The organism is Rhodanobacter hydrolyticus, assembly GCF_044904645.1.
Window position 1 is genome coordinate 1169921 of sequence record NZ_JADIKK010000008.1, and the last position, 26362, is coordinate 1196282.

32 protein-coding genes are annotated in these 26362 nt (G+C 66.0%); 17 read left to right on the forward strand and 15 right to left on the reverse strand.

The features are described 5' to 3' along the window. Window positions 1–111 precede the first annotated feature (111 nt). From gluQRS to ISP25_RS07925, 4 genes are all read left to right on the forward strand, one after another. On the forward strand, window positions 112–975 hold the full coding sequence (gene gluQRS / locus ISP25_RS07910; RefSeq protein WP_404613027.1) for a tRNA glutamyl-Q(34) synthetase GluQRS: 864 nt from the start codon (window positions 112–114) through the stop codon (window positions 973–975). Window positions 976–1057: 82 nt separating this feature from the next. Beyond that, window positions 1058–1798, forward strand: a complete 741-nt coding sequence (gene phbB, locus ISP25_RS07915) for a beta-ketoacyl-ACP reductase (protein WP_192154545.1) — start codon at window positions 1058–1060, stop codon at window positions 1796–1798. Window positions 1799–1864: 66 nt separating this feature from the next. After that, window positions 1865–3226 carry a diguanylate cyclase domain-containing protein gene (locus tag ISP25_RS07920; RefSeq protein WP_404613029.1) on the forward strand — a complete coding sequence of 454 codons (1362 nt, stop codon included), beginning with the start codon at window positions 1865–1867 and terminating at the stop codon, window positions 3224–3226. Window positions 3227–3253: 27 nt separating this feature from the next. Then, the gene (locus tag ISP25_RS07925) at window positions 3254–3766 is read left to right on the forward strand and encodes a GNAT family N-acetyltransferase (protein WP_404613031.1); all 513 of its coding nucleotides are present in this window, start codon (window positions 3254–3256) and stop codon (window positions 3764–3766) included. 23 nt (window positions 3767–3789) lie between these two features. On the opposite strand, the gene ISP25_RS07930 is transcribed toward ISP25_RS07925, so the two are convergent. Continuing rightward, a complete protein-coding gene (locus ISP25_RS07930) occupies window positions 3790–4584 on the reverse strand; it encodes a tRNA threonylcarbamoyladenosine dehydratase (protein WP_404613033.1) in 795 nt (264 codons plus the stop codon). A gap of 80 nt (window positions 4585–4664) precedes the next feature. Between ISP25_RS07930 and ISP25_RS07935 the strand changes: the two genes are divergently transcribed. The 5 genes from ISP25_RS07935 (at window position 4665) to ISP25_RS07955 (ending at window position 8054) form a co-directional block, all read left to right on the forward strand. After that, on the forward strand, window positions 4665–5054 hold the full coding sequence (locus tag ISP25_RS07935) for a cytochrome c (RefSeq protein ID WP_404613035.1): 390 nt from the start codon (window positions 4665–4667) through the stop codon (window positions 5052–5054). Window positions 5055–5212: 158 nt separating this feature from the next. After that, window positions 5213–6049 (forward strand): alpha/beta fold hydrolase, encoded by an 837-nt coding sequence (locus ISP25_RS07940; RefSeq protein WP_192154537.1) that lies wholly within the window; start codon window positions 5213–5215, stop codon window positions 6047–6049. Window position 6050: 1 nt separating this feature from the next. Continuing rightward, a complete protein-coding gene (locus ISP25_RS07945) occupies window positions 6051–6425 on the forward strand; it encodes an EamA family transporter (protein ID WP_404613037.1) in 375 nt (124 codons plus the stop codon). Beyond that, window positions 6422–6823, forward strand: coding sequence for a DMT family transporter (locus ISP25_RS07950; RefSeq protein WP_404613039.1), 402 nt, complete (start codon window positions 6422–6424; stop codon window positions 6821–6823). Before ISP25_RS07945 ends, ISP25_RS07950 begins: the two co-directional genes overlap by 4 nt. A 13-nt stretch (window positions 6824–6836) precedes the next feature. Beyond that, window positions 6837–8054, forward strand: a complete 1218-nt coding sequence (locus ISP25_RS07955; RefSeq protein WP_404613041.1) for a DegT/DnrJ/EryC1/StrS family aminotransferase — start codon at window positions 6837–6839, stop codon at window positions 8052–8054. A gap of 179 nt (window positions 8055–8233) precedes the next feature. On the opposite strand, the gene ISP25_RS07960 is transcribed toward ISP25_RS07955, so the two are convergent. Both ISP25_RS07960 and ISP25_RS07965 read right to left on the reverse strand, forming a co-directional pair. Further along, window positions 8234–9112, reverse strand: coding sequence for a hypothetical protein (locus ISP25_RS07960; RefSeq protein WP_404613043.1), 879 nt, complete (start codon window positions 9110–9112; stop codon window positions 8234–8236). Continuing rightward, window positions 9105–10175 (reverse strand): GNAT family N-acetyltransferase, encoded by a 1071-nt coding sequence (locus tag ISP25_RS07965; protein ID WP_404613045.1) that lies wholly within the window; start codon window positions 10173–10175, stop codon window positions 9105–9107. Before ISP25_RS07965 ends, ISP25_RS07960 begins: the two co-directional genes overlap by 8 nt. A 95-nt stretch (window positions 10176–10270) precedes the next feature. On the opposite strand from ISP25_RS07965, the gene ISP25_RS07970 reads away from it, so the two are divergent. Beyond that, window positions 10271–10543: an acyl carrier protein gene (locus ISP25_RS07970; RefSeq protein WP_192154525.1), complete on the forward strand. Its 273-nt coding sequence runs from the start codon at window positions 10271–10273 to the stop codon at window positions 10541–10543. Further along, window positions 10543–11775 carry a beta-ketoacyl-[acyl-carrier-protein] synthase family protein gene (locus ISP25_RS07975; RefSeq protein ID WP_404613047.1) on the forward strand — a complete coding sequence of 411 codons (1233 nt, stop codon included), beginning with the start codon at window positions 10543–10545 and terminating at the stop codon, window positions 11773–11775. The genes ISP25_RS07970 and ISP25_RS07975 overlap by 1 nt, the downstream gene beginning before the upstream one ends. Window positions 11776–12040: 265 nt before the next feature. Here ISP25_RS07975 and ISP25_RS07980 read toward each other — a convergent pair whose 3' ends face one another. Both ISP25_RS07980 and ISP25_RS07985 read right to left on the reverse strand, forming a co-directional pair. After that, window positions 12041–13441: an aspartate aminotransferase family protein gene (locus ISP25_RS07980; protein ID WP_192154519.1), complete on the reverse strand. Its 1401-nt coding sequence runs from the start codon at window positions 13439–13441 to the stop codon at window positions 12041–12043. 54 nt (window positions 13442–13495) lie between these two features. After that, a complete protein-coding gene (locus ISP25_RS07985) occupies window positions 13496–14194 on the reverse strand; it encodes an MtnX-like HAD-IB family phosphatase (RefSeq protein ID WP_192154517.1) in 699 nt (232 codons plus the stop codon). A 136-nt stretch (window positions 14195–14330) separates the two neighbouring features. Here ISP25_RS07985 and ISP25_RS07990 point away from each other — a divergent pair, with 136 nt between their 5' ends. After that, window positions 14331–15131: a MipA/OmpV family protein gene (locus ISP25_RS07990; RefSeq protein WP_404613049.1), complete on the forward strand. Its 801-nt coding sequence runs from the start codon at window positions 14331–14333 to the stop codon at window positions 15129–15131. 75 nt (window positions 15132–15206) lie between these two features. Here the strand turns inward: ISP25_RS07990 and ISP25_RS07995 are convergent, their stop codons facing one another. The 8 genes from ISP25_RS07995 to ISP25_RS08030 all read right to left on the reverse strand — a co-directional run bounded on the left by ISP25_RS07995 (window position 15207) and on the right by ISP25_RS08030 (window position 20728). After that, a complete protein-coding gene (locus tag ISP25_RS07995) occupies window positions 15207–15533 on the reverse strand; it encodes a non-heme iron oxygenase ferredoxin subunit (RefSeq protein ID WP_192154513.1) in 327 nt (108 codons plus the stop codon). Beyond that, the gene (locus ISP25_RS08000) at window positions 15530–16066 is read right to left on the reverse strand and encodes a GNAT family N-acetyltransferase (protein ID WP_404613051.1); all 537 of its coding nucleotides are present in this window, start codon (window positions 16064–16066) and stop codon (window positions 15530–15532) included. Before ISP25_RS08000 ends, ISP25_RS07995 begins: the two co-directional genes overlap by 4 nt. Window positions 16067–16587: 521 nt before the next feature. Continuing rightward, window positions 16588–16890, reverse strand: a complete 303-nt coding sequence (locus ISP25_RS08005; protein WP_192154510.1) for a DUF962 domain-containing protein — start codon at window positions 16888–16890, stop codon at window positions 16588–16590. Between the two features lie 10 nt (window positions 16891–16900). Further along, window positions 16901–17770, reverse strand: coding sequence for a pirin family protein (locus tag ISP25_RS08010; protein WP_404613053.1), 870 nt, complete (start codon window positions 17768–17770; stop codon window positions 16901–16903). A gap of 12 nt (window positions 17771–17782) precedes the next feature. Continuing rightward, window positions 17783–18841, reverse strand: a complete 1059-nt coding sequence (locus tag ISP25_RS08015) for an NADH:flavin oxidoreductase/NADH oxidase (RefSeq protein ID WP_404613055.1) — start codon at window positions 18839–18841, stop codon at window positions 17783–17785. 54 nt (window positions 18842–18895) lie between these two features. Next, on the reverse strand, window positions 18896–19795 hold the full coding sequence (locus ISP25_RS08020; RefSeq protein ID WP_404613057.1) for an alpha/beta hydrolase family protein: 900 nt from the start codon (window positions 19793–19795) through the stop codon (window positions 18896–18898). Window positions 19796–19966: 171 nt separating this feature from the next. Continuing rightward, on the reverse strand, window positions 19967–20176 hold the full coding sequence (locus ISP25_RS08025) for a cold-shock protein (protein WP_077482570.1): 210 nt from the start codon (window positions 20174–20176) through the stop codon (window positions 19967–19969). Window positions 20177–20518: 342 nt separating this feature from the next. Further along, the gene (locus tag ISP25_RS08030; RefSeq protein WP_192104674.1) at window positions 20519–20728 is read right to left on the reverse strand and encodes a cold-shock protein; all 210 of its coding nucleotides are present in this window, start codon (window positions 20726–20728) and stop codon (window positions 20519–20521) included. Between the two features lie 241 nt (window positions 20729–20969). Between ISP25_RS08030 and ISP25_RS08035 the strand changes: the two genes are divergently transcribed. Then, on the forward strand, window positions 20970–21308 hold the full coding sequence (locus ISP25_RS08035; protein ID WP_404616285.1) for a hypothetical protein: 339 nt from the start codon (window positions 20970–20972) through the stop codon (window positions 21306–21308). A gap of 247 nt (window positions 21309–21555) precedes the next feature. Here the strand turns inward: ISP25_RS08035 and ISP25_RS08040 are convergent, their stop codons facing one another. Next, window positions 21556–22725: a winged helix-turn-helix domain-containing protein gene (locus ISP25_RS08040; RefSeq protein ID WP_404616286.1), complete on the reverse strand. Its 1170-nt coding sequence runs from the start codon at window positions 22723–22725 to the stop codon at window positions 21556–21558. A gap of 232 nt (window positions 22726–22957) precedes the next feature. On the opposite strand from ISP25_RS08040, the gene ISP25_RS08045 reads away from it, so the two are divergent. The 4 genes from ISP25_RS08045 (at window position 22958) to ISP25_RS08060 (ending at window position 25183) form a co-directional block, all read left to right on the forward strand. Then, on the forward strand, window positions 22958–23332 hold the full coding sequence (locus ISP25_RS08045) for a hypothetical protein (protein ID WP_192154502.1): 375 nt from the start codon (window positions 22958–22960) through the stop codon (window positions 23330–23332). A gap of 1 nt (window position 23333) precedes the next feature. Next, window positions 23334–23501, forward strand: coding sequence for a hypothetical protein (locus ISP25_RS08050; RefSeq protein ID WP_192154501.1), 168 nt, complete (start codon window positions 23334–23336; stop codon window positions 23499–23501). A 31-nt stretch (window positions 23502–23532) separates the two neighbouring features. Further along, on the forward strand, window positions 23533–24615 hold the full coding sequence (locus ISP25_RS08055) for a phospholipase A (RefSeq protein WP_192154499.1): 1083 nt from the start codon (window positions 23533–23535) through the stop codon (window positions 24613–24615). 106 nt (window positions 24616–24721) lie between these two features. Beyond that, window positions 24722–25183 carry a GNAT family N-acetyltransferase gene (locus ISP25_RS08060; RefSeq protein WP_404613060.1) on the forward strand — a complete coding sequence of 154 codons (462 nt, stop codon included), beginning with the start codon at window positions 24722–24724 and terminating at the stop codon, window positions 25181–25183. Here ISP25_RS08060 and ISP25_RS08065 read toward each other — a convergent pair. Beyond that, window positions 25180–26352 (reverse strand): FAD-dependent oxidoreductase, encoded by a 1173-nt coding sequence (locus ISP25_RS08065; RefSeq protein WP_404613062.1) that lies wholly within the window; start codon window positions 26350–26352, stop codon window positions 25180–25182. The two genes, ISP25_RS08060 and ISP25_RS08065, sit on opposite strands and share 4 nt — an antisense overlap. Between the last annotated feature and the right edge of the window lie 10 nt (window positions 26353–26362).

The window sequence follows — 26362 nt, forward strand, 5'->3', positions numbered from 1 at the left end:
TCTCTTTGGCAGTCACGAGGATCTTGGCGATGAGTGTAGGCGTGGTGGCCTGTTTTCAAGCATCGGGCGCCACCACTCGCCAGCGGCCTCGCGGATGGGCAGACTTCCGCGATGGACTACCGCGGACGCTTCGCCCCCTCGCCCACCGGCCAGCTGCACTTCGGCTCACTGGTCGCCGCCGTGGGCAGTTGGCTGTGCGCGCGACATGCCGGTGGCAAATGGCTGTTGCGCATGGAAGACATCGATCCGCCACGCGAGGTTCCCGGCTCGGCGAACGCCATCCTCGCCGCGCTGCCTGCGTTCGGCCTCGTCGCGGACGAGCCGGTGCAGTTGCAGTCGCAACGCAAGGCCGCCTACGACGACGCCTTCGCCCGCCTGCGCAGGATCGGCGCGGTCTTCCCCTGCTGGTGCAGCCGCAGCGAACTGGCCGCCAGCGGGCCGCACCGGGACGGCCGCTGCGCCAGCGCGCCCGACCCAGGCCGCGAACCCGCATGGCGGCTGCACACGCCGGACATCGACATCGCCTTCGACGACGCCCTGCAGGGCCCGCAACGACAGAACCTGCGCGAAAGCGCGGGCGACTTCGTGATACGCCGTGTCGAGGGCCTGTATTCCTACCAGCTCGCCTGCGTGGTGGACGATGCGTACCAAGGCATCACCGACGTGGTGCGCGGCTGCGACCTGCTCGACTCCACGCCGCGGCAGATCCACCTGCAGCGGCTGCTGGGCCTGCCCACGCCGCGCTACTTGCACCTGCCGCTGGCGCTGGATGCGCAGGGGCGCAAGCTGTCCAAGTCGACGCAAGACTTGCCGGTCGATCCCGCCGACCCGCTGCCGGCACTGCGCGGCGCACTGGGCTTCCTCGGCCAGCTGGTACCGGCGGATGCCGCCGATGCGCCGGAAGTGCTGGCTGCCGCCCTGTCCCGTTTCGATCCGACCCATATGCGGCAACGCAGTGGTTGCTTTGTCATCTGAACAGTTATAAATCCTCGGTGGGCCAACGCCGGTCGCCGACCAGCGCGCCATGCGCCCGCCATCATCCCCAAGGAGACTCGACATGACGCAACGCACGGCTTTGGTCACCGGCGGCACCGGCGGCATCGGCAGCGCCATCGTGCGCTACCTCGCCCGACAAGGGCATCGGGTCGCCACCAATTACCGCAATGCGGAGAAAGCCGAAGCGTGGCGCAAGGCCATGGCCGATGACGGCATCGACGTCTGCATGGTGTCCGGCGACGTCTCCGAACCCGCTTCCAGCGAGGCGATGATCCAGGAGATCACAAGCAAATGCGGCCCGGTTGACATCCTGATCAACAACGCCGGCATCACCCGCGACACCACTTTCCACAAGATGAGCTACCAGCAGTGGACGGAAGTGCTGAACACCAACCTCAACGCCTGTTTCAACGTCACCCGCCCGGTGATCGAAAGCATGCGTGACCGCAAGTGGGGCCGCATCGTGCAGATCAGCTCCATCAACGGCCAGAAGGGCCAGTACGGCCAGGCCAACTACGCCGCCGCCAAGGCCGGCATGCATGGCTTCACCATCTCGCTGGCGCAAGAAAATGCCAAGTTCGGCATCACCGTCAACACCGTTTCGCCTGGCTACGTGGGTACCGACATGGTGATGGCCGTGCCCGAGGACGTGCGTGCGAAGATCGTGGCGCAGATCCCGGTGGGACGCCTCGGCCGCCCCGACGAAATCGCCCACGCCGTAGCCTTCTTCACCGGTGACGACGCGGCATGGATCACCGGCGCGAACCTTGCCATCAACGGCGGTCATTACATGGGGTGGTGATCGCCAGACTCACTGGGCGAGGCAGACTCAGCTGGGCCTGCCTCGTCCAGGCGCAATGCCAATTCGATGGCACGCCCCGTGCTTCTCGATCCCGACACGAATGCCGTGCCGCGCCGGACCCTGATGGAAACGCCTGTCTCCGCCCCGCTGGGGAAAATCCTCGACCTGCTGCTGGATGCCATCTGTGTGGTTGACGCAGAAGGGCACTATGTATTCGTCAGTGCCGCTTTCGAACGCATCTTCGGCTACGCCCCCGACGAGGTGATCGGCAGGCGCATGATCGAACTGGTGCACCCCGAGGATCGCGAAGTCACCCTGCGCACCGCGGCGGCAATCATGGACGGCAAGCATGCGTCCAATTTCCAGAACCGCTACGTGCGCAAGGACGGCCGGATTGTGCACATCATGTGGTCGGCACGCTGGTCCGAGGTCGACCGTGTGCGGATCGCCGTTGCCCGCGACATCACCGAACTCAAGCGTGCCGAGTCGATGCGCCTGGCGCTGCACGCGATCTCCGAAACGGCGCACGCGGCGCAGGACCTGCCTGCGGTCTTCGGGCAAGTGCACCAGATCGTCGGTGGCATCCTGCCCATGACCAGCTTCATCGTCGCCTTGCGGAACCCGGCGGATGGTCGCCTGGAAGTTCCCTATGCGGCCTGCGGCGGCGAGGCGCCCCCCACCGCGGGGAACCTTGCCGCCGAGGTGATCCGCAGCAACAAGGCCGTGCAATCGACCACCGGCGGCTCGAACTGGCTGGGCGTGCCGCTGTACGCAAAGGAAAACCCGATCGGCGCACTGGTCGTGGAGCGCCAAGGTGAAAGCAGCCACACCAAAGCCGACACCGAGCTGCTCGAGTTCGTCGCCACCCAGTTGGGCACCGTAATCGAGCGCAAGCAGGACCAGGTCCAGCTGCACCACCTCGCCCTGCACGATCCGCTGACGGACCTGCCCAACCGCACCTTGTTTCACAACCGCCTGCAGGCCACGCTGGTGAGTGCGGCGCGCGCGAAGACATTGGCAGCCCTGCTCTATATCGATCTGGACGGCTTCAAGCAGGTCAACGACCTCCATGGCCATGCCGTCGGCGACCTGCTGCTTTGCGAAGTCGCCGCCCGCATCCGCGGCTGCCTGCGCGAGCACGACACCGCGGCGCGCATCGGCGGCGACGAATTCGTCGTGCTGCTCGATGCGTTGGCCGCGCCCGCGCACGCCATTGAGATCGCGGAGCGGATCCGCACCACGCTGACCCAGACGTTCCTGCTGCAAGGCCAGATGATCCGCATGTCGGCCAGCATTGGTGTGGCTACGTTCCCGCTCGATGGCGAGAACAGCGAGCAGTTGGGCAAGGCCGCCGATCACGCCATGTATCGGGCGAAAAAGGCTGGCGGCAACCGCACCCATGCCTCGGACAAATCGATCCCGGGCTGACTTCGACGAACCGGACGCCTGATCGCCATGGCCGTATCGATCCGCCCCTTCGAAGCATCCGATTGGTCATTGCTGTGGCCGCTGCTCCATGCCGTTTTCGCGGTGGGCGACACCTATACCTTCCCGCCCGATGCCAGCGAGGACGAAATCTTCGCCCTGTGGATCAAGCTGCCCCAGGCCACCTTCGTGGCCTGCGACGAATCCGGCGCCATCGTCGGCTCGTACTACATCAAGCCCAACCAGCCAGGCCACGGGTCGCATGTGTGCAACTGCGGCTACCTGGTGGCTAAGGCGGCGCGCGGCCAAGGCATCGCGTCGCTGATGTGCGAACACTCCCAGGCCACGGCGCTGGCCTTGGGCTTCCTGGCGATGCAGTTCAACTTCGTGGTCTCGACCAACCGCAGCGCCGTCCGCCTGTGGCAGAAGCACGGCTTCAACATCGTCGGCACGTTGCCGAAGGCATTCCGCCATCCGCAGGCAGGCCTCGTCGACGCCCACGTCATGTACAAGTGGCTGGCGGGCGGAAGCGACGCTCCCTGACGGAATGCCCGTGGCAGCGCGGATCAGGTCTCGCGTTCCGCCAGCAGCTTCTCGATCACCTTGCCCACCGCCGCGAATGCGAACGCGCCGGTGACATGCGTCGCCGCGCCCAGGCCGCCGCCACAGGCGAGGTTCAACGCGTCACCGCCGGGCGGGCGGTTGCCGCACACGGTGCCGTCGGGCTGCGGGTATTGCACGTTCTGCAGCGAATAGACCGCCGACACGCCGAAGTAGCGATCCGGGTTGCGCGGAAAGCCGAAGTCGGTGCGGAGCTTCTTGCGGATCAGGCTGAACATCGCGTCGTGTTCGGTGCGCGAGAGGTCGCGCACGCGGATCTGCGTGGGATCGGTGCGCCCTCCGGCCGAGCCCACGCTGACGATGGGCAGCTTGCGACGGCGGCACCACGCGATCATCTCCAGCTTCACGCGGAAGGCGTCGCAGGCGTCCAGCACCGCGTCGTAACCGCGGTCCAGCAGCTCGTCCAGCGTGGAGGTGGTGAGAAAGCGCTCGATGCCTTCCAGTCGCAAGGCCGGATTGATCGCATGCAACCGCGCGGCCATCACGCCCACCTTGGGCTTGCCGAACTCGCCGTCCAGCGCATGCATCTGGCGGTTGGTATTGGATACGCAGACCTCGTCGGCATCGATCAAGGTGAGTCGCCCCACTCCGGTGCGCGCCAGCGCCTCGGCCGCCCACGACCCCACGCCACCGACGCCCACCACGCAGACATGGCGCTGCGCCAGCTTCGCCACACTGCCGATGCCGTACAGGCGCTCGACGCCGGCGAAACGTTCGTGGGGGAATGCGATGTCGCTCATGGGACGTGACCTTGCTGCGAGACGCGAGATTCTATCGCCGGCCGGGTTATGCTCGCCCCTCCCAATCAAGGATTACCGCAATGCGTGCAGCGCTCCTGATCCTGCTCGGCCTCGCCATCGGCGTGATCGGCACGTCCCAAGTGATGAATGCGCTCGCTGCGCGCAACCCCATGCCCAAGGCGGTGATGCACACGCTGGGCTACCACGCTGGCGAATTGAAGCAGGCGATGAAATCGCAGCAGTGCGACGCGGCGAAAATCCAGCTGCATCTGCTGCGCCTGCAGTCCACGTCCACCGACATCGTGCCCACGTTCGGCATCGCCGACCAAGGCTTCACCGACGCCGCGAACAAGCTGCAGACGACCCTCCAGCAGGCCGTCGCCGCCGCGCCCGCCACCTGCGCATCGCTGGCCACGGCGCTCAAGCCGGTGGGCGAGGCTTGCCAGAGCTGCCACCAGAAATACCGCTGAAGCACTTTTCGCGAAGTGACAAGGGGCCCGGCAAGCCCCCCGAGAAGCGCGTCGTTGCTGGTGAAGAGCCGCCCCCGAAAGACTGAAGAAACCGCCTGCTGCCACCCTTTATCCGTGAAATGCCGCCACTGCGGCCTGACTTTTCCCGGGTACCCCACGTGATCCAACAGACCGATTTCTTCTTCGAAGGCGGCCGCAGCGGCGTTCTGCTGATCCACGGCCTCACCGGCACGCCGATGGAGATGAAGCTGCTGGGCAAGGGGCTGAACCGCGCCGGCTACACCGTGCACGGCATGCAGCTGGCCGGCCACTGCGGCAACGCTGACGATCTGCTCGCCACCGGCTGGCACGACTGGTACGCCAGCGTGGAGCGCGCGGCCGACGCGCTGCGCGAAAAGGTCGACCACCTGTTCGTGGGCGGCCTGTCGATGGGCGCCCTGCTCTCGCTCAAGCTCGCCGCCGACCGCCCCGATCAGATCGCCGGCGTGGGCGTGTACGGCGCCACCTTCCGCTATGACGGCTGGAGCATCCCGCGCACGGCGCGCATGTCCTTCCTGCTGCCGCTGCTGAAGAAGCTCGGCATCGGCCGCAACCGCAGCTTCATGGAACAGCCGCCCTACGGCATCCGCGACGAGCGCCTGCGCGCGCAGGTCAGTGCGGCGATGCTGGGCGGCGACAGCGCCGCCGCCGGGCTGCCGGGCAATCCGTGGTATTCGCTGGCCGAGATGTACGAGCTGTCGGCCACCGTGCGCCGCCAGCTTTCGCAGGTCACCGCGCCCTGTTTGGTGGCACACGCCAGCGAGGACGACGTGGCCAGCATCAAGAACGCCGAACTGGTGATGCGCGAAGTGAGCGCGCCGGTCGAGCTGCTGTTGCTGGATGACAGCTACCACATGATCACCATCGACAAGGAACGCCGTACCCTGATCGAGCGTTCCGCCGCGTTCTTCGACCGCGTCGCCGCGGCCGACATCTGCCAGCGCGTTGCCGCCTGACATGCCGACGGGTTCCATCACTCCGCTCATCGCCCTGCTGTGGGTGTTGAACGTGGTGCTCGACACCGGCGGCCAGCTCGCCTTCAAGGCGGCCGCCGGCGATCCCAATGCCGGCGACGGACTGGCACGCTGGCTGTACATGGCGCGGCGCCCGTGGATCTGGCTGGGCATCGCCAGCTACGTGGTCGAGTTCCTGATCTGGATCGCCTTCCTCTCGCTGCTGCCGCTCTCCGAGGCGATCCTGCTCGGTTCGATCAATATCGTGGCGATCATGGTGGCCGGGCGCTTCCTGTTCGGCGAGAAGCTCACCCGCATGCGCGTTGCCGGCATCCTGCTGGTGACGCTTGGCGTGGCGATCGTGGGAGTCGGCGGATGAAGCGCAGCTGGTTCTACCTGATCGGATTCCTGGTGCTGGTGCTGTTCGACTCGGTGGGCGCCATCAGCTTCAAGTACGCCGGCATGCATGCGCTGCCGGTGGAAGTCAACACTGCCTGGCTGTTGCGCCTGTTCGGCAGGCCATGGATCTACGGCGCCGTGGTCGGCTACATCGGAGCCTTCTTCACCTGGATGACCCTGCTCAAGCACGCGCCCATCGGCCCCGCCTTCGCCGCCTCGCACCTGGAAGTGGTATCGGTGATGCTGTTGTCGATATGGCTGTTCAACGAGCCGCTCAGGCTGCCGCACGTGCTGGGCGCCATCGCCATCGTCGCCGGTATCGTCTGCCTCGGCTTCGCCGAGAGCCGCGAGCACGTGCCGGAAGAAGGCGAAGCCTGACTCCGCCGCGCGCATGCTGCCCCGTCGCCGCCACGAATTGCCACCCACCGCCGGGCTGCCGCTGAAGCTGGCCGACCTGCGCCCCGGCAGGGCATCGCTGGCCGCCGACGTCGCCGCACAGCTTGGCACGCCGCCATTGGCGCTCACCTGCTCCGGCACCGCCGCATTGCTGATCGCACTGGCCGCGCTGCGCGAACTCAAGCCCGCCTGCCGTCGCGTGGTGATGCCCGCCTACACCTGCCCATTGGTGCCGATGGCCGTGCACCAGGCCGGGCTGGAGTCCGTGCTCTGCGACCTGCGCCCCGGTCATTACGACATGGACCCGGATGCGCTGCGCGCAGCCTGCGACGAGCGCACGCTGGCGATCCTGCCCACTCACCTCGCCGGCCGCGTGGCCGACGTGGACGACGCGCTGGCCGTGGCCAACAACGTCGGCGCCTTCGTGATCGAGGATGCCGCGCAGGCACTGGGTGCGCGGCGCGAAGGCAACAGCGTGGGCCTTGCCGGCGACCTCGGCTTCTTCAGCCTGGCTGCAGGCAAAGGGCTGTCGATCTACGAAGGTGGCCTGTTCGTCGCACGCGATCCCGAATTGCGCGAACGCCTTCAGCGCACCGCCAGGCGCATCGCCCCGTTCAAGCCAGGCTGGGAACTCCGCCGCAGCACAGAACTGCTTGGCTACGCCGCGCTGTACCGCCCACGAGGCCTGCGCCTCGCCTACGGCAATCCGTTGCGCAGTTCGCTGCGCCGTGGCGATCCGGTAGCCGCGGTCGGCGACGATTTTTCATTGCCGCTTCCTTTGCACTCCGTAGGCCGTTGGCGGCAAGCCGTCGGCGCGCATGCGGCCACGCGGCTGCCTTCCTTCATCGAACAATGCACGGCGCGTGCGCAGCGCTATCTGCCTCGCTTGCGTGCCATTGCAGGCGTCAACGTGCTGGACGACCCCGCCGGCGCGCAAGGCACATGGCCGTTCTTCATGTTGCTGCTGCCCGACCAGGGCCGCCGCGACGCCGCGCTGGAACAGCTCTGGCAAGCCGGCCTCGGTGTGAGCCGCCTGTTCATCCATGCCCTGCCCGACTACGCCTATCTGCGCGGCATCGTGTCCGCGGTCGATGTGCCGAACGCCCGCGATTTCGCCGCGCGCAGCCTCACCGTCGGCAACAGCCCGTGGCTCATGGAGTCGGACATGGATGCGATCTGCATCGTGTTGGAAACGGCGCTTCGCAAAGCCTGATCTTGTTGAGGATCCCTTGGGGTTACCCGTAACCCAGGCGCTGGCGCGGGGAGCCTCAGGAAAGCGAAGCAGGTCACCCAGTTGCCGCCACGGCCATTGCATGCCACGTGGTCGCTGGATTCCGGCCTGCGCCGGAATGACGGGCAGAAGCCAAAAGCCATCACTCGCAGGGTGCGTTGCTACCGCTTTGCCGTGATGGCGTCCAGCAGCTTGAGGTTCAACGCATGCTGCTGCGCCTGCCAGCCGGCGACCTGGGCGGGATCGATCGCGGGCTGCTCGTCCATCGCGGAGAGCTTGCGCTTCCACCACGTGCTGTAGCGGTAGTGCGAAACCTCGCCGTTGATGTCGCTGCCAGCCAGCCCGTTGCGCAGGCTGGCGATCAGGGTCAATGCGTGATCGAGCTGCAGGCGACCCTGGTCCCAGTTGGTGTGCGCCACTTCGGGCGCGAACGCATCCTTGTCGATCGTGAGATAGCTCGGCAGAGTTTGCGCACGCTGATGTTCGACGAAGCCGTCGACCAGCGCATCCGGCGTGTCGAAACCACGGAACGCACGCGCAATGCCCAGCCGGCGCGACCAGGCTGTGTCCACGCCCATGCTCCAGTACGTGAGCCTGCCGCGCAGCAGCGGCGTGAGGTAGTTCTCCCACGCATGCCCGGCACCGATGTCGTGGGACGTGATGCCGAGCACGTGCACGTGGTCGACGAAGGGCAGCGCGGCCACGCGGCGCACCCAGGAGCCGCAGTGCACGCCGAACGGGAAGCGCATGTTGTCGGGATGGTTGTCCAGCACCACCACCTGGATGGGCGTGGCCGGTGCAAGCCGCGCGATCAAAGGCCAGCTGAGGTGATGGAAATCGCCGGAGCCGGTGAATACCGTGCCATGGCATGCAGGCAGCTGCGCATCCAGCAGCCTGCGGAAACGGCGCATGGTGGCCAGCGAACAGCCGAAGCGGATCGCTTCCTGCCACTCGGCCAGATCCAGCACCAGGCCATCGGCCAGCGGCCCCACCGAGCGGTCGATGTCGAGCACGACCGGGCGATGCGCAGCGTCATTCATCGTCTTTCTCCGAAGCTTCCTGCCAGCTGCGGTCGCTCTCGAAATGGCCGCCCAACCTGCGCAGCAGCGCCCGCAGCACGGGGTTGCGCGCGTATACCGCGTGGCAGGTGAAGGTCATGCTGGCGCCTAGGAAGGACTTCACTTCCGGGTCGGTCCAGCCGGCCACGTAGTGCGTCAAACCGCGTTCGCGCGCGTAACCCAGGTTGTGCATCCAGCTCACAAAGTACAGGTTGTGCTCGCGCGCCTCGGGGTAGGCGAAGCCGATGTACTTGTCGATCAGCTTGCCGCCGTGCTCGTAGCAAAGATTCCAGCCGATCAGCTTGCCAGCATGGCGGTAGACGAACACCACGCCGCCGCTGCCACCGTCCTGCAGCAGCAGGCGGAAGTAGTCCAGGCCCAGCCGGTCGAAATGGATCTCGCTCTGCGCATACACGTTGTCGAACAGCCCGTAGTACGCGGCCAGCGTGGCCTCGTCGTGGAAGCGGGCGTCACCGGTGCGCACGACCTCGATGTCGAGGTCGGCGCGCGAGCGCAGCTTGCGGCGGATGTTCTTCCGGCGGCTGTAGCTGAGTTTCGCCAGATACTCGTCGTCCGAGGCGAAGTCGATCGGCACCCAGGCCAGCGCCTGCCCTTCGAGCAGCACGAAACCCTCCCCCTCGCAGGCGTCGGCGAAGGCGCGCGCATGGGTGTTCTCGGCCTCGGTCAGCAGCGGCGAATCCTGTGCGATGTCCTTCACGATGAGCAGCTTGCACTCGCGGGCCCATGCGGACTTCAAGCCTTTCGCCAGTTCGGCCGGCGGCACGCCCGGCGGCAGCGGCGCGTATTCGGTCGCCGTGCTGCCGGCGAAGCGCGTGCGCCAGCGCAGCAGGCGGCTCCAGTGCCGGTACAACGGCAACCCGGCCACGCGCTTGCGCAGTTCATCGTCCGCCGTGGTCAGCAAGTCGAACGGCGCCACGAAGCCCGGCATGCCTTGCGGCGAGCGCCCGGCCGTGAAGCCGACCGGTGGCTGCGCCATGAACGCCTCGAGCAGCGCATCCGGTTCGAGTTGCGAAATGAAAGGCATGAGTAAGCGAGTTTGCCTAGACTGTGCGGGTCAGGAGCTTGACCGGCACACCTTGCGCCGGCCTTCCATTGTCGCCCGCCACCGAGGACTCCGTCATGCCCGGAACGACCCAGCAGCAAGTGTTCGAGATCATCGCCAAGCAGGCCAAGGTCGACGTGGCGAACGTCACGCCCGAGTCCACGCTGAAGGACCTGGGCGTCGCCTCGCTGGAGGCCATCGAGCTGATCTTCGACATCGAGGAACACTTCGACATCCACTTCCCCGAACAGCAGGGCGCCAACTTCGACAGCGACACCGCACAGAGCCTGGTCGACGCCGTGCAGAAGGCGCTGGACGAAAAAGCCGCCGAAGGCGAAGGCGGCAAGTAATGCCCACCATCGAGACACGCCGCGTCGTCATCACCGGCATGGGCGCGATCAGCCCGCAGGGCGTGGGCGCCAGGGCCCTGTGGCACGGCTTGAGCGAAGGTCGCTGCGCGATCGGCCCGCTGCGCCACAAGGACGGCGAGGTGCTGCGCGTGAAGATCGCCGCACAGGTGCCGGAAAGCTTCGACCCGGCCACCGGCATCGACGAACGCACCCTGCCCCTGCTCGACCGCACCTCGGAGTTCGCGTTGCATGCGGCGCGCGAGGCCATCGCGCACTCGGGCATCGATTTCACCCGCGACGGCCTGGGCCAACGCACGGCAGTGATTGTGGGCACCGGCGTGGGCGGCGAAACCACCCAGGACGAGCAGAGCCGCCGGCTGTACGCGGAAAAGGCCAGCCGCACTCATCCGCTCACCATCGTACGGTTGATGACCAATGCCTCCGCTAGCCAGATCAGCATCGCCTATGGCCTGCGCGGCGCCACCTACGCGGTGGCCAGCGCCTGCGCCTCGGCCAACCACGCGATCATCCAGGCAGCGCAGATGATCCGCTTCGGCATGGCCGACGTGGCCGTCACCGGCGGCACCGAGGCCTGCCTCAGCTACGGCGCACTGCGCGCGTGGGAAGCCATGCGCGTGCTGTCCGACGACACCTGCCGCCCGTTCAGCGCCAACCGTCGCGGCCTGGTGCTGGGTGAAGGCGCCGCCATCTTCGTGCTGGAATCGCTGGAACACGCACGGGCGCGCGGCGCCACCATCCTCGCCGAACTCGCCGGCAGCGGCATGAGCGCGGACGCCAGCGACATCGTGATGCCCAGCGCCGACGGCGCCGCTTCCGCAATGCGCCAGGCGCTGGCGGAAGCCGAACTCAACCCCGAAGACGTGGACTACATCAACGCCCACGGTACCGGCACGCAGGCCAACGACAGCACCGAGACGCGCGCGATCCGCCTCGCCTTCGGCGCGCATGCCGACAAGCTGGCGGTGTCGTCCACCAAGTCCATGCACGGTCACGCGCTGGGCGCCTCCGGCGCGCTGGAACTGGTGGCCGCGATCGGCGCGCTGCGCGAGAGTGTGGTGCCTCCCACCGCGAACCTGGACAAGCCCGACCCGGCCTGCGATCTCGACTATGTGCCGAATGTGGCGCGCGAGATGAAGGTACGGGCAGTGCTCAGCAATTCGTTCGCATTTGGCGGGCTCAATGCCGTGCTGGCGTTGAAGCGGGCGCCGTAACCACCAGCCCGTTCGTCCTGAGCGTAGGCCCGCAGGGCTGAAGCCGAAGGACTACCGCCAGTCCGTAAAGCAGTTTCGGGCGCCGGCAGGCGCACGAAACCGCTTTGTTGCTTGCGTAAGCACACAAGAAAACCCCTCTCTCGCAGGTCACAAGAAAACCAAATCATCGCGAGCCCCCACCCTTCACCCCGAAGGGAGAGGGAGAAAAAGCAAAAGGCCCGGCGGTTTCCCGTCGGGCCTTTTGCTTGTGTCACGCGACCGACGATCAGCCCTTCTTGGCCTTCGTCAGCAACTGATCCAGCAGCGACATCGCCAGATCGATCTCCTCGTGCGTGATGTCCAGCGACGGCGCGAACGTGATCACGTTCTTGTACCAGCCGCCCACGTCCAGCACGAGGCCGATCTTCTTGCCGTTGTGCTCCAGGTCGCCGGCGAGGCCGATGTCGACCATCTTGTCGAGCAGCGCCTTGTTCGGCGTGAAGCCGTCTTCGGTGCAGATCTCGGCGCGCAGCGCGAGGCCGAGGCCATCGACGTCGCCGATTTCCTTGTGCTTCTTCTGCAGCTCGCGCAGGCCTTCGAGGAAGTGCGCGCCCTTCTTCGGCACGGTGGTCTCGTAATCCAGCTCGTAGCCCATCTTGATCACTTCCAGACCCAGCGAAGTACCCAGGGGGTTGGAGTTGAAGGTGGAGTGGGTGGAGCCCGGCGGGAACACGGTGGGGTTGATCAGCTCTTCGCGTGCCCACAGGCCGGACAGCGGATTCAGGCCGTTGGTCAGCGCCTTGCCGAACACGACAATGTCCGGCGTCACGCCGAAGTTCTCGATCGACCACAGCTTGCCGGTGCGCCAGAAGCCCATCTGGATCTCGTCCGACACCATCAGGATGCCGTACTTGTCCAAGACCTTCTTCAAGCCCTTGAAGAAATTCATCGGCGGCAACACGTAGCCGCCGGTGCCCTGGATCGGCTCGACGTAGAACGCGGCGTATTCGCACTGGCCGGTCTTGGGATCCCACACGCCGTTGTATTCGGTTTCGAACAGCCGCTCGAACTGGCGCACGCAGCTGTCGGAATACTCTTCAGCCGTCATGCCCTTGGGGCGGCGGAACGGATACGGGAACGGCAGGAACATCGCGCGCTCGCCAAAGTGGCCGAAGCGGCGGCGATAGCGGTAGCTCGAAGTGATCGAGGAGGCGCCCAGCGTGCGGCCGTGGTAGCCGCCCTCGAAGGCGAACATCAGGCTCTTGCCGTTGCTGGCGTTGCGGACCAACTTCAGCGAATCCTCGATCGCCTGTGCACCGCCGACGTTGAAATGCACGCGGCCGTCGAGCCCGAACTTCTTCTTCGCGTCCAGCGCGATGGTCTTGGCCAGCTCGATGCGGGTCTGGTGCAGGTACTGGCTGGCGACCTGCGGCAGCACGTCGATCTGCTTCTTCAGTGCGTCGTTGAGGCGCTTGTTGCCGTAGCCGAAATTGACTGCCGAGTACCACATCTGCAGGTCGAGGAACGGCGTGCCGGCGGTGTCGAACATGTAGCTGCCTTCGCCGTGACGGAAGATCTTCGGCGGGTCAACGTAATGCACGGTGTCGCCGAAGGAGCTGTACTTGGCCTCGTCGGCGAGCAATTGCGCGTCGTCGATGAAACCGACGGCGTTCTTGTCGATGTTCATGGTCGGATTCCGGGGAACGGTTTTGAGGGATGCAGCAAGCAGCAAGACGGCCGATCAGGCCGCCGCCGCTTCGTGATAGCGCGCGTGATGCACCAACGTGCCGTCGAGCAGGCGCGGCAGGTATTCCAGCGCATCCTCGAAGCCGGTGATCGGCATATAGGGGATGCCGGCGGCGCGGCAGTGCTCGATCAGGCGATGCTTGGCGAACACGAAGTCCACGCGGTCGGCCGCGCAGAAGTCCGAAGCGCCGTCGCCGATCAACAGGGTCTTCGCGCCCGTGGTACGGGCCTGGGCCACACAGGCGCACTTGCAGGTGCCGCTGCGGCAGCCCTCGGCCTGGAACGGCGAGGTGAGCTGCCACTGCTTCGGCGGCGTGGCGGGCGAAAGATGGTTCGCGGCCAGCGGCAGGTCGTCCAGGCCGTAGCGGCCGAGGATCTGGTGGATCGCGTAATCGAGCCCATCGCTGACGATGCGGATCGGCACATTGAGCTCGCGCGCCTTCGCCACGAAGCCGGGAAAGGCGTGATCGATCCACAGCTCGCGCAGGTGCTCGTCCAGCTCCGGGCGCGTCATCTGCAGCAGCTCGACCTGGCCCGACATGCATTCGCGCGAACCGATGCGACCGGCACGCCAGTCCTGCTCCAATACTTCCCAACCGGGACGGCCGAAGCGATCGAGCAGCGAGTCGATCACGTCTTCGACGGAAATGGTGCCGTCGAAATCACACAGAATGGTCCAGCCAGACGGGGACATCGGGAATCCACACCTATCAACGATGACAGGCAGGTTAGAAACCCTGCCTTTCGGCGCCCTTTCCCCCAACGGGTACCGAACAACCCGCAGCCCGCCAGGCGGCAAACTGCCCATTCGGCTTTATCATGCCGCCCCCATGACCCGCCTATCCCCGACTACGGGCCTGCTCCGTCGCCTTGTCCTGTCCGCCTGCCTGCTCATCGGCCTGCCATGGGCGCGGCACTGCCATGCCGACGACGGCGAGCAGCCGACCTACGCCATCGGTGCCGGCATGGAGCGCATGGCGGCGTGGCCCGGCGCCCATGACGCGCGCAACCAGCCGATCCCCTTCGTCGACATCGAGATCCCCAACCGTCTCAGCCTGTCCACGCTGGATGGCCTGCAGCTCGATCTGATTGGCGGCCCGGTGTTGCATGGCGGCCTTTACGGCGACTACCAGTGGGGGCGCGACAGCGAAGACCTCGGCGTCCTGCGCGGCAGGATCGCGCCGCTGTCGCCACGCCTCACGTCGGGCGGCTACCTGGAGTGGCAGCTCACGAAGCAGGTCGACGTGGGCACCGACCTCAGTCATGACATCGACGGTGCGGGAGCCTACTTCGATGTCTACGGCGAGTGGGATCTGCCGCCGATCTGGCTGCTGCAGCATTCCTTCGAGCTGCGCTGGCAGGCGATGAACGGCGCAGCCATGGATCGCTTCTTCGGTATCACACCAGCGCAAGCCAAGGGGCTTGCCGTGCCTACCTGGCGCCCCGGCGCCGGCAGCCAGTCGACCTCGCTGGAATACGACCTGTTCGTCCCCACCAGCCAGCACACCGGCCTCGCACTGGCGCTGAGCTGGGAACGCCTGCTGGGCGATGCAGGCAGCAGCCCGTTGGTGACGCGGTTCGGCTCACGCAACCAGCCTTCCGAATCCTTGGCCTTCGTCTACCACTTCTGAAAGATGCGGCCAGGGACGGTCGCCGGTTTGATCTCAGCGATCTCAGCGATCGAGGGCAATCGCAAAAACTCCCTCTCAGCGGTCGTCGCGCGTCCAGATCGCGCCGTCTTCCTCGCGCACGGGAAAGCACGCGATCGGCTCGTACGCCGGCGGGCATGTCACCGCGCCGGTGCGCAGATCGAAACGCGCCCCGTGGCGCGGGCATTCCACCTCGAAGCCGTGCACCTCGCCGCCGGCGAGATCGCCACCGTCGTGCGTGCAGACGTCCTCGACGGCATATAGGTCGCCGTCGATGTTGTACACGGCGATGGGGGTGTCGCCGTCGAACACCACCCTGAACTCGCCCGGCAGCAACTCGCTGCGCGCGCCCACGCGCACCCAGCCTTCGGCCGCCGGGTTCATGCGAGGTCCTTGCGCAACACTTCGAAACGCAGGTCGTCGCGGCGCGGAATGCCGAAGCGCTCGTCGCCGTAGGGGAATGGCTGGAATTCGCCGGTACGGCGGTAGCCGCGGCGTTCGTAGAAGGCGATCAACTCCGCACGCTGCACGATCACCGTCATGTGCATCGCGCGGCACTGCCACTCCTCGCGCGCGATGCGCTCGGCTTCGGCCAGCACCGCCTTACCCAAGCCGTCGCCCTGGCGCAAGGGATCGACCGCGAACATGCCGAAGTAGCCCGAATCCCCCTGCCGCTCCACATGGCAACTGGCCATCAACACACCGTCGCGCTCGGCCAGCAGGACTACGCCATGCGGCTGGTCCAGCAAGGCGGAAACACCTGCAACATCGGTGCGCTGGCCGTCCAGCAGGTCGGACTCGGTCGTCCAGCCGCGGCGGCCGGAGTCGCCGCGATAGGCGGATTCGACCAGCGCCACGATGGCGGAAACATCGGCTGCGATGGCCGGGCGGAAACGGAGGGGGGTGGGTTCGGACATGCGCGAATGTTAAAGCCAGCAACCCGCGCGCGCATTAGAACCTGTTCAAGATCACTTGATGCTCTTGCTTCTGGGCGCGGAGAAAAGGGGTAGCGCCAGGCAGTACTCGGAGCAACGCCACTGGATCTCGGCTTGATGGCCCTTCAGCTGTCGAAAATCGCCTCGTTGGAATCAGCCGCGGGGAAGCCCTCAGTTTCCAGATACGGCGTCGTGTGCGCACCGTCCATCGCATAGGCAGGAATGGTTCCGATGTCCTCGTTACAGTCCGCTCGCGCAGCATCGACGGATGAATCGGGCCGTTTCTCTTAGTCTCTTCCGCTGACTCCGGGCACCCTGCGCTACCCGCTTCAAGCCGGCTTCGCCGTTCGCCACTGTTCCTGCGACACGTGGGCCAGCAAAGAGAAGAAATTCTGGCGTTGGCGGTCGGCCGAAGCCACGCCATCCCTTGCGACGGCGGGAGCGGCATTCCCCAGCTCCCACCCATTAGGAGGCGGTGCAAGTTGGAGCCTTTGAGGAGGCTCTCAAAAACTCACCTTCCCGCGCAGCATCTGCGAGTACATCACCCAGTCACCCATCAGGCTGTAGAGCGGATGCCGGAAGGTAGCCGGGCGATTCTTCTCGTAGACGAAGTGGCCGATCCAAGCGCAACCGTAGCCGGCCACCGGCAGCAACCACAGCCACGCCAGCCGCCCACTTGCGATCGTCAGCAACAGGATCAGCAACACCAGCGTGCTACCCACGAAATGCCAGCGGCGGCACAGGCGGTTGCCGTGTTCTCCAAGGTAGTAGGGATAGAACGCGCGAAAGCTGGCGAATTCGGCCATCTCGGTTTCCTCAACCCGGCAGCGGGATGAATTCCTGCTCGTCGCCGGGCACGACGGGAAAGCGTCCCTCGCGCCAATCGGCCTTGGCCTGTTCGATGCGTTCGGTGCTGGCGGCTACGAAGTTCCACCACAGGTGACGCTCGCCATCCAGCGGTGCGCCGCCGAACAGCATCACGCGGCTGGCGCGGTTCGCCCTGATGCTCGGTGCCGCGCCCGACTGCACTGCCATCCGACCCTCGATCACGGTCAGGTCGCCCCATGACAATTCGCCCTCTATCACGTGCACGCCGTGCTCGGCATGTTCCGATGGCAGGGCGAGTTCAGCGCCGGCATCAAGTCGCGCCTCGGCGAAGAACATCGGCGCAAACACCTTCACCGGCGACGCCACGCTCCAGCCCGTGCCGGCGATCAACACCAGCTCGACACCGGGTTGCCGGATGCGCGGCAACGCATCCGCCTCATGATGATGGAACTCGGGTGCAACCTCTGCCTGCCCTCGTGGCAGCGCCACCCAAACCTGGATGCCGTGCATGCGCTGGCCGGTGGCGCGCACTTCCGGCGGCGTGCGTTCGGAATGCACGATGCCCCGGCCGGCGGTCATCCAGTTCACCGCGCCGGGACGGATGTCGGCAAGGCTGCCCAGGCTGTCGCGATGACGAACCGTGCCGTCGAACAGCCACGTCACGGTGGCCAGCCCGATGTGCGGATGCGGCCGCACATCCATGCCACGGCCGGGCGCGAAGTCCACCGGCCCCATATGGTCGTAGAACACGAACGGCCCCACGTGGCGGGCGTCGAGTACCGGCAGCAGACGCCGTACGGTGAAGCCGTCGCCCAGATCGTGCAGGCGACCGTCGATCAGGATGGGTTGCGCGTCCATCGATTGCTCCCTTCACCAGGCGCGTTGATATTGCACCGGCGCGTGAAGCTGCGCACCCAGTTCCTGTGCGGCGCGACGTGGGAAGTAAGGATCGCGCAAGCTCTCACGCGCAATCAGCACCACGTCGGCCTCGTCGTTCGACACGATGTCGGCGGCCTGTTTCGGTTCGGTGATGAGGCCCACCGCGCCGGTGGCGATACCTGCCTCGCGGCGCACGCGCGCGGCGAACGGCACCTGGTACCCAGGCCCCACCGGAATCCTCACATGCGGTATCAGTCCGCCACTGGAAACATCGACCAGGTCCACACCCAGCGCCGTCATCCCGCGCGCCAGTTGCACGCTCTGCTCCACATCCCAGCCGCCCTCGGCCCAGTCGGTGGCCGAAATGCGCAGCCATAACGGCAACTCCTCCGGCCATACCTCGCGCACGGCAGCGACCACTTCGCGCAGCAATCGCGTGCGGTTCTCGAAGCTGCCGCCATAGGCGTCGTCGCGCCGGTTGCTCAGCGGCGACAGAAACTGGTGCAGCAGATAGCCGTGCGCGGCATGTAGTTCAATCAGCCTGAAACCGGCGGCCAACGCGCGCTGCGCGCTGGCGCGGAAATCGGCGATCACCTGACGGATACCCGCAGCATCCAGCGCCACCGGCACATGCCAACCCGTGTCGAACGGCAATGCTGACGGCGCCACCGTGGTCCATGCGCCCTGCCCCGCCGCGAGCGCACCTCCGCCCTCCCAGGGCCGCTGCGCACTGGCCTTGCGGCCGGCATGCGCGAGTTGCACGCCGGGTACCGCTCCCTGCCCAGCGATGAAGGCGGCAATCGGTTGCCATGCCGCGACCTGGGCCTCATTCCAGATGCCGGTATCGCCCGCCGAAATGCGCCCCTGGGCCGACACCGCGCTGGCCTCGGCAATCACCACGCCCGCGCCGCCCACCGCGCGGCTGCCCAGATGCACCAGATGCCAGTGGTCGGGCACTCCGTCGGTGGCGGAGTACTGGCACATCGGCGACACCACGATGCGGTTGCGGAGGCTCAGGCTGCGCTGCGGGAAGGGTTCGAACAGTTTCATCAGGCGACCGGCGGGGAGAGGAAACACCTACAGTGCCGGCATGATGCAGCTACATCAAGGGCTGGAATGGTGCGGTGTTGTGAACACCGCGTCGTCTGTGGCAATCCATTCGACCATGCGCGCAGCGATGCTGCCGGGTGCCTTCATCCAGCTGAAATGATCGGCGGGGGCGCCCCCGAGATCGTCGGGCGTAACCTGTTTGTGCCGACGCAAGGCATGCGGCATCTTTCCCAGCAGCCAGTCCAGCGAGGCGGCCGGGCCCAGCCAGTCGTCGCGCATGCGCTGTGCCAGTACCGGCAGTTCCAGCGAGGCCAGCCTTTGTTCGAAATCCTCGGCCATGCCCGCTGCCGCATAACGGCCGGTGCGCCCGCTGCGCGCCCAGTCGGCAATGACACCGCGCGCCTCGTTGCCACCAAAACCGATGCGCCGACCGGGCAGATGCCCACGCAGTGCCGCCAGCAGGGGCGCCAAAACATAGGCCATACCGACCAGCGTGCCGTGGCGGAATCGCCGCCAGTACGGCGCGCCACTGGCCACCAGCGCGATGCCCGCCATGTCGCCGGGATGCAGCGCGGCATACAGACAAGCCAACTGCCCTCCCAGGCTGTGACCGCCCACCCACGCGCGTGCCTGCGGCCAATGCGCACGCAAGGCGGCCATGCCGGCAGGCAGGTCGAGCTGCAGCAACTCGCGATAGCTCCAGTTGCAGCGATGGCTGGCGCGCAGGCTGCTGGAACCGATACCACGCCATTCGTGCAGTGCCACCGCCACGCCCCGCGCCGCCAGCGCGGTAGCCAGCGGCAAGTAATGCTTGGCCGGCATACCCATCGCCGGCAGCCAGAACACGGCGTCGCGCGGTTCGCCATCCGGTGCCACGCACAGCAGCTCGGCGCGCGCGCCGTCGGCCATCGTCAGCGGCAGCACGGTGGGTTCAGTAGCGGTTGTGGGGCTCATTGAAAAGTGCGGCCGTGGATGGCCGCCCATTTGATCCTAGCGATCAAGGATGATTGCAAGGGCAACGGCCAGCCATGGACGGCCGCCCGTTTGATCTTCGCGATCAAGGACCGTCGCAACAGAAAAGAAAAGGCCGGCTTGCGCCGGCCCTTTCCGCTTGCAAGGCAGCGATCACGCCGGAGCGACTTCTTCGGCCTGCAGGCCCTTCTGGCCCTGCACCACCTTGAACGTCACCTTCTGGCCTTCCTGCAGGCTCTTGAAGCCCGTGCCGGTGATGGCACGGAAATGCACGAACACGTCAGGGCCATTCTCGCGGCTGATGAAGCCGAACCCCTTGGCGTCGTTGAACCACTTGACGGTACCCGTTTCACGATCCGACATGACTCACTCCGATCCAAATCCAGACGCTTGAGACGAATCGACCTCCCTAGGGCCGACGGCTTACTGGGCATGCCGGGGTCGGGTGTAGCGACATGGAATCGAAACGGTTCCACACCGGGCACGCACGTGGCCAAGCAGACGCAGTAATCCAAGCATAACGGAAATTCAGGAATGCGAGGGAAGTGTCAAGCAGCTCCTAAAAAAAGACTGCCACGGACATAAAAAGTCGCCGGAAGCGATTTTCGAAACCGTGCTGGCGAAGCCCGAGAGGCGTACGCCATGGATGCCGGGCACAAAAAAACCGGGCGTTGCCGCCCGGTTTCGTTTGACGCTTGCAGGCAATCAGGCGGCGCTGACTTCGTCGGCCTGCAGGCCCTTCTGGCCCTGCACCACCTTGAAGCTGACCTTCTGGCCTTCCTGCAGGCTCTTGAAGCCGTTGCCGGTGATCGCGCGGAAATGCACGAACACGTCCGGGCCGTTGTCACGGGCGATGAAGCCGAAGCCCTTGGCGTCGTTGAACCACTTGACGGTACCGATCTGACGATCAGACATTTGAATCACTCCACATGGGTAAAAAGAGACTCGACCGCCGCGAAATGCGGCAGCCGGCTTACTGGTATGCAAAGGAAAACAACCCCGGGGTGAACTGATGAGGCAGATCGTGGATCGGCTGCATCGGGTCACCGGTGCTTGGCGACCCCGGCAAACGCAGTCCCACCATGATAACCGATAACCGCGCGATACCGTCCGATGCGAGAATCGGCCATCCCGCACCGAGGATTGCCGCTTGAATATGCGCCCGCTGCTTCCGCTGTGCACCGGCCTGCTGCTGGCCGGCTGCGCCACCACCAAACCGCGCCCGGCCGAACCACCCCCGGTCGCCGCTACCGGCGTAGCCTCTTGCGATGCCTATCTGTCCAGCTACCTGGCCTGCCATCGCGCAGCGGGGATCTACCCGGCGGATCAGCTGCAGGCGCGCTACCAGGCCATGCGCGACACCTTGCTGCAGGCTTCGCAAAGCCCGCAGGCACGCCCCTACCTGGATGCGCGTTGCCGGCTGCTGGCCAACCAGATGAGCCAGAACCTGCAGGGGCGTTCTTGCGATGCGCCGATTGCTGCGAGGGCGCGTTGAGCTGGCGGAGGTTCCTTCGCTTTTAAGCTGAGGAGTCCCTGCATGATTTGCCGTCTTCGCAAGCCACAAGGCGGTTCGGACACCTGCCGGCACCCGAGTTCCTTCTCTTCGCCATTCGCACGCATTCCGGTGCGGGCGTAGATACACAAGAAAGTAGCTCGTCCACCCACAGTGACCGAAAGCGTTTTGTCGCCTGCGCCCCACTTCCCAAATGGAAGAAAAGCGGAAGCCCGGTGACCAGCCGAATCTACTTCCACTCAGCCCGCAACATCGCCCCCAACGCCGCCGGCCGACAACGCCCCAGACGGACCCTCGGCGTACCGTGCCAATTTGCGGTGCGCACGATAGCTGCAGCCAACTCCCCGGCTAGGCGCGGCGAGGGTTCCACAGCAGGCTCCAGGAACAAGGCCTTGATCTCGAACACCCCTTCGGCACGATGCGCCTTGGCATCCAGCCGACCGATCAGCGCGCCACGATGCAGGATCGGCAGTACGTAGTAGCCATAGCGCCGTTTCGGCGCAGGCACATAGCATTCGATGCGGTAATCGAAATCGAACATCGCCAGCGCACGTGCGCGATCCCACACCAAGGGGTCGAACGGTGACAGCAGCGTGGTGTGCGTGGCACGCAGGCGTCCGCCGCGCGCCCGCTCCAGCACAGTGGCATGTTCGCGATGCACGTAGCCTGGAGCGTCCCAGCCGCGCACCGCCACTTCCAGCAGTTCGCCCTCGGCCAGGAGGGGAGCCAACTCGCGCGCCGTCACTGCCGGCTTGAGTCGGAAGTAGTCGGCGATCCAGCGCGCCTGCGTGATGCCCAGCGCGCGCACGCTGTCGAGGATGAAGTGCCGGCGCAGCTGTTCCGTATCGAGTTCACTGGGGGAGAACGGTGGATCGAGCGTGGCCAGCACACGCTCGGCGAGGTCGTATACGCGCTGGAAGCGTTCGCGCCGCGTCACCATCAGGTCGCCCAGCGCAAACCATGCTTCCAGCCAGCGTTTCTCCGGCTTCCATTCCCACCAGCCGGAGGCGCCGCGATCCTCGCGCGGAAAATCCGAGGCAAGTACCGGCCCTTCCCCGCGAATGCGCGCAAGCAGCGCGTCCATCGACGGCTTGTGTTCGCGATGCATGCGCTCGGCATGGCGCTGTGCCCAATGGCTGCCGCGCTCCCGCCATGCACGATGCACGGCGAGATCGCGGGCGCCGACGAAGCAGGCTTCGTGCGCCCAGCACTCGGCGATGCGGCCGTCGCCCAGCGCCTCGTCCAGCCACGCCACCGGGTAATCGCCAAGGCGCGAGTGCAACACCATATACGGGCTGCGCGCGACCACGTGGATGGAGTCGATCTGCAGCAGACGCATGCGCTCGATGGCTGCCACCACGTCCTCGCGACGCGGTTTGCGGCGCGGCGCCTGCAGCATCCCTTGCGCATGCAGTTGCAGCGCACGTGCCTGCGACAGGCTCAACGGGATCGCGCTTGCTGAAGCCGCGTTCAACGACACACCGCCTTCACGCCAGCTCCACAAGAGTATTGCGATGGCATTTACGCTACCTCTGCTAGGGTCGATCACGAGCCGGGCCGATGCCTGATACCGCCTGTGATCGCCAGCAGGGCCTGCGCTCCCTCAGACATTCTGGCATGGAGAAATGATCATGAAAGCACGCAACGCGTTGTTGCCCGTTCTCGCTACCGCCACCCTGATCTTCGCTGGCGCGGCTTTCGCACAAGACCAAACCGGCCAGACGCAGCCGCCACCGTCGCAAGACAGCATGCAGCAGCCACCCGCGCAAACGGCCGCGCCGGCGCCGATGCCGCCGCCCGACGTGACCGTGCGCAGCGTGCCGCCTGCCGCACCGCAGCTTGCTCCGGCGCCCCCCTTCAGCCAGCTCTCCGGCGGCGGCAAGTCGATTACCGAGGAGCAGGCCGCCGCCTACCCGCCGTTGGCCAACGACTTTCTCAACGCCAGCCATGGTGCCCAGCGCATCAACAAAACGCAGTACGAAGCGTGGGTGAAGCAGATGCAGTGACATGCTGGAATTCAAATCGGCCGCATTCGATGCGGCCGATTTTTTTTTGCAACCACCATCCATAAAATTCGGCCTTGGAAGTTGCCTGCGCGAGGCCGTTGCCGCGATGCCAGGTTCGCCCCGGCGATTTGCGTCGCTGATCGGAGAGCCATCGCCGCACATGGCCTAGACTTCACGCACATCCGTGCGACGGAGTCGTCATGAAACAGCTTCGCCTCCTGCTTTTGATCGGCGCTTTCGCCGCCGGCATCTGCCACGCGCAAAATCCCAACCCGCTGGATATCCGTGCCTGCACCGCGATCGAAAGCGACTCGCAGCGACTGGCCTGCTACGACCGCGCCACCGGGCGCGACCGGTTGCCGAGCGCGCAGAAGCGCAAGGATCAGCCCGCCGCAGCGAATGCCGGCGTGTTCGCCCACGACAGACAAGCCACGGTCGCCGCACCGGAATCCGCCGAGGTATCGACGCCCATGTCGCTGCTGGACAGCCGCTGGGAGTTGTCCCCCCAGAGCAAGCTCGGCACCTTCAACCTGCGCGGCTACCAGCCGGTGTACGCGATGCCGGTGTTTGCCACCAGCAACCAGAACAACATGCCGCACAGCCCGAACCCAGACAACACCGTGCAGACGCCCCAGCAGCTGCAGAACGTCGAGGGAAAATTCCAGCTGAGCCTCAAGACCAAGATATGGCAAGGAGTGTTCGGCGACGTGGGCGACCTGTGGGTGGGCTACACCCAAAGCTCGCGTTGGCAGGTGTACAACGCCGAGATATCGCGCCCGTTCCGCGAGACCGACTACGAGCCCGAGGCGTTGCTGGTGTTCGACACGAACTACCAGCTGCTGGGCTGGGACGGTCACATGTTCGGCATTGGCGTCGACCATCAGTCCAACGGCCGCAGCAATCCGCTCTCGCGCAGCTGGAACCGCGTGATCGCCGACTTCGGCTTCGAGCGCCCCGGCTGGACCATCGTGTTCCGCCCGTGGTGGCGGATTCCCGAAGCGCGCAGCGACGACGACAATCCGGACATCAGCAAATACATGGGCCGCGCCGACGTGCAGATCATCCACGAATGGAACGGGCAGGAATTCGGCCTGATGCTGCGCGACTCGCTGAGCCTCGGCGACGACAACCACGGCGCCGCGCGCTTCACCTGGAGTTTTCCCATCGCCGGCAACCTGCGCGGCTATATGGAACTGTTCAAGGGCTACGGCGAAAGCATGATCGACTACAACCACAACGCCACCTATTTCGGCGTGGGGGTGTCGTTGCTCGATTGGTACTGAGCAATCGCACCCTCTCGCTAGTTTTCGCTCATCCATGAGCGCGAGGATCAAGCCGCGGCCATCCTTGGCTGCACTCCTCAACAAGGCACGCAATCGCGAGCAATCCATGAACGACACGCTATCGATCCGCCCCGTGACCGCCGACGACTATGCCGCGTGGCGACCCTTGTGGGACGGCTACAACGCGTTCTACGGCCGCAGCGGCCCCACCGCCCTGCCGGAAGAAATCACCCGCACCACCTGGGCGCGCTTCCACGATCCCGACGAACCGGTGCACGCGCTAGTGGCCGAACGCGACGGCGCGCTGCTCGGCCTGGCGCACTACCTGTTCCATCGCAGCACGATCCAGATTGCGCCGACTTGCTACCTGCAGGACCTCTTCACGGCGCCGGCCGCGCGGGGCCTGGGCGCGGGTCGCGCCCTGATCGAGCGCGTCTACGAACTCGCGCAATCGGCGCGCGCGCCGCGCGTGTACTGGCAGACCCATGAGAGCAACGCTACCGCGATGCGGCTCTACGACCAGGTCGCCGAGAAATCGGGCTTCGTCGTTTACCGCAAGATGCTCTAGCGCCACCAGCCCTGCTTGGTACCCGTGAGGATGCGCAGCATCTGCCCGCGCGCCAGCGGGAAGCGGCCCAACGGTCCGAAGGCGAGATCGCGCAATTGGGCCAGACGGTCGTGCTTCGACTGGAACAGCGGCGTGAGCCAGCGGCTCATGGACTGGTACACCTGCAGATGGCGGCGACGCGTGCGCACATGCGCACGCAAGGCGAGTGCGAGGTCGTCGTGTGCGGTCAATGCATCCGCCAGCGACTGCGCATCCAGGAGTGCCATGTTCACGCCCTGGCCAAGCTGCGGGCTCATCGCATGCGCCGAATCCCCGAGGAATACCACGCGACCGCGATGCGGCACCCGCATCACCACGTCGCGATAGCGCGCACGATGCAACTGCTCCGGCGCGTCGATACGGGCCAGCAGCGGCGACGCCTCGGGCCACAGCACCGCTACCCGCGCTTGCAGGCGTGAAAGCGCCACAGCATCGAAAGCATCCACCTGCCCGCCCGGCAAGCTGAAGTAGAAGGTCAACCAGCGACCGTCGCGGTCGACACGGTGCCCCACCGGCAACAGGCCGATCATCTCGCGCGCGCCGGCGTAGCGCTGCTGCAAAGTATCAGCATGCGCCCAGTCCCCGGCGGGCAGCAGGCACCACACCGCACCCCATGGATAGACCACGTCGCGCGCGGCCAGCCCAGGCAGGCCAGCACGCAAACGCGAGCCTGCGCCATCGGCGGCCACGATCAGGTCGAACGGGCCGTGCCTTCCGCTGTGTTCGTCGAACAGAAGGCCGGCTTCGGCATCCACGCCGACGATGCGTGTGCCGACATGGATATCGTCGGCCTCGGCATAGGCATCGCGCAGCAGGGAAAACAGGCTGCCGCGGCTCATGCCCAGGCCGAAGCAATCCGGCGCATGGTCGGCGTAGCGCATGGCCATCACCTGCCGGCCACGCGTGTTGCAGCCATGCAGCGACTCGATGCGCTGGCCTTGCGCCAGCGCCTGCTCGTGCAGGCCGAGCCGGGCCAGCACCGCCAGTCCGGTGGGCTGCAGCAGGAAGCCCGCGCCCACCGGCCCCGGCGCGCTCGCTTGCTCGAACACACTCAGGCGATGCCCTTGCCCGGCCAGAAACAACGACGCCGCCTGACCGGCGGCGCCGTAACCCACGATGGCGATCTTCATGCGTCCCTGC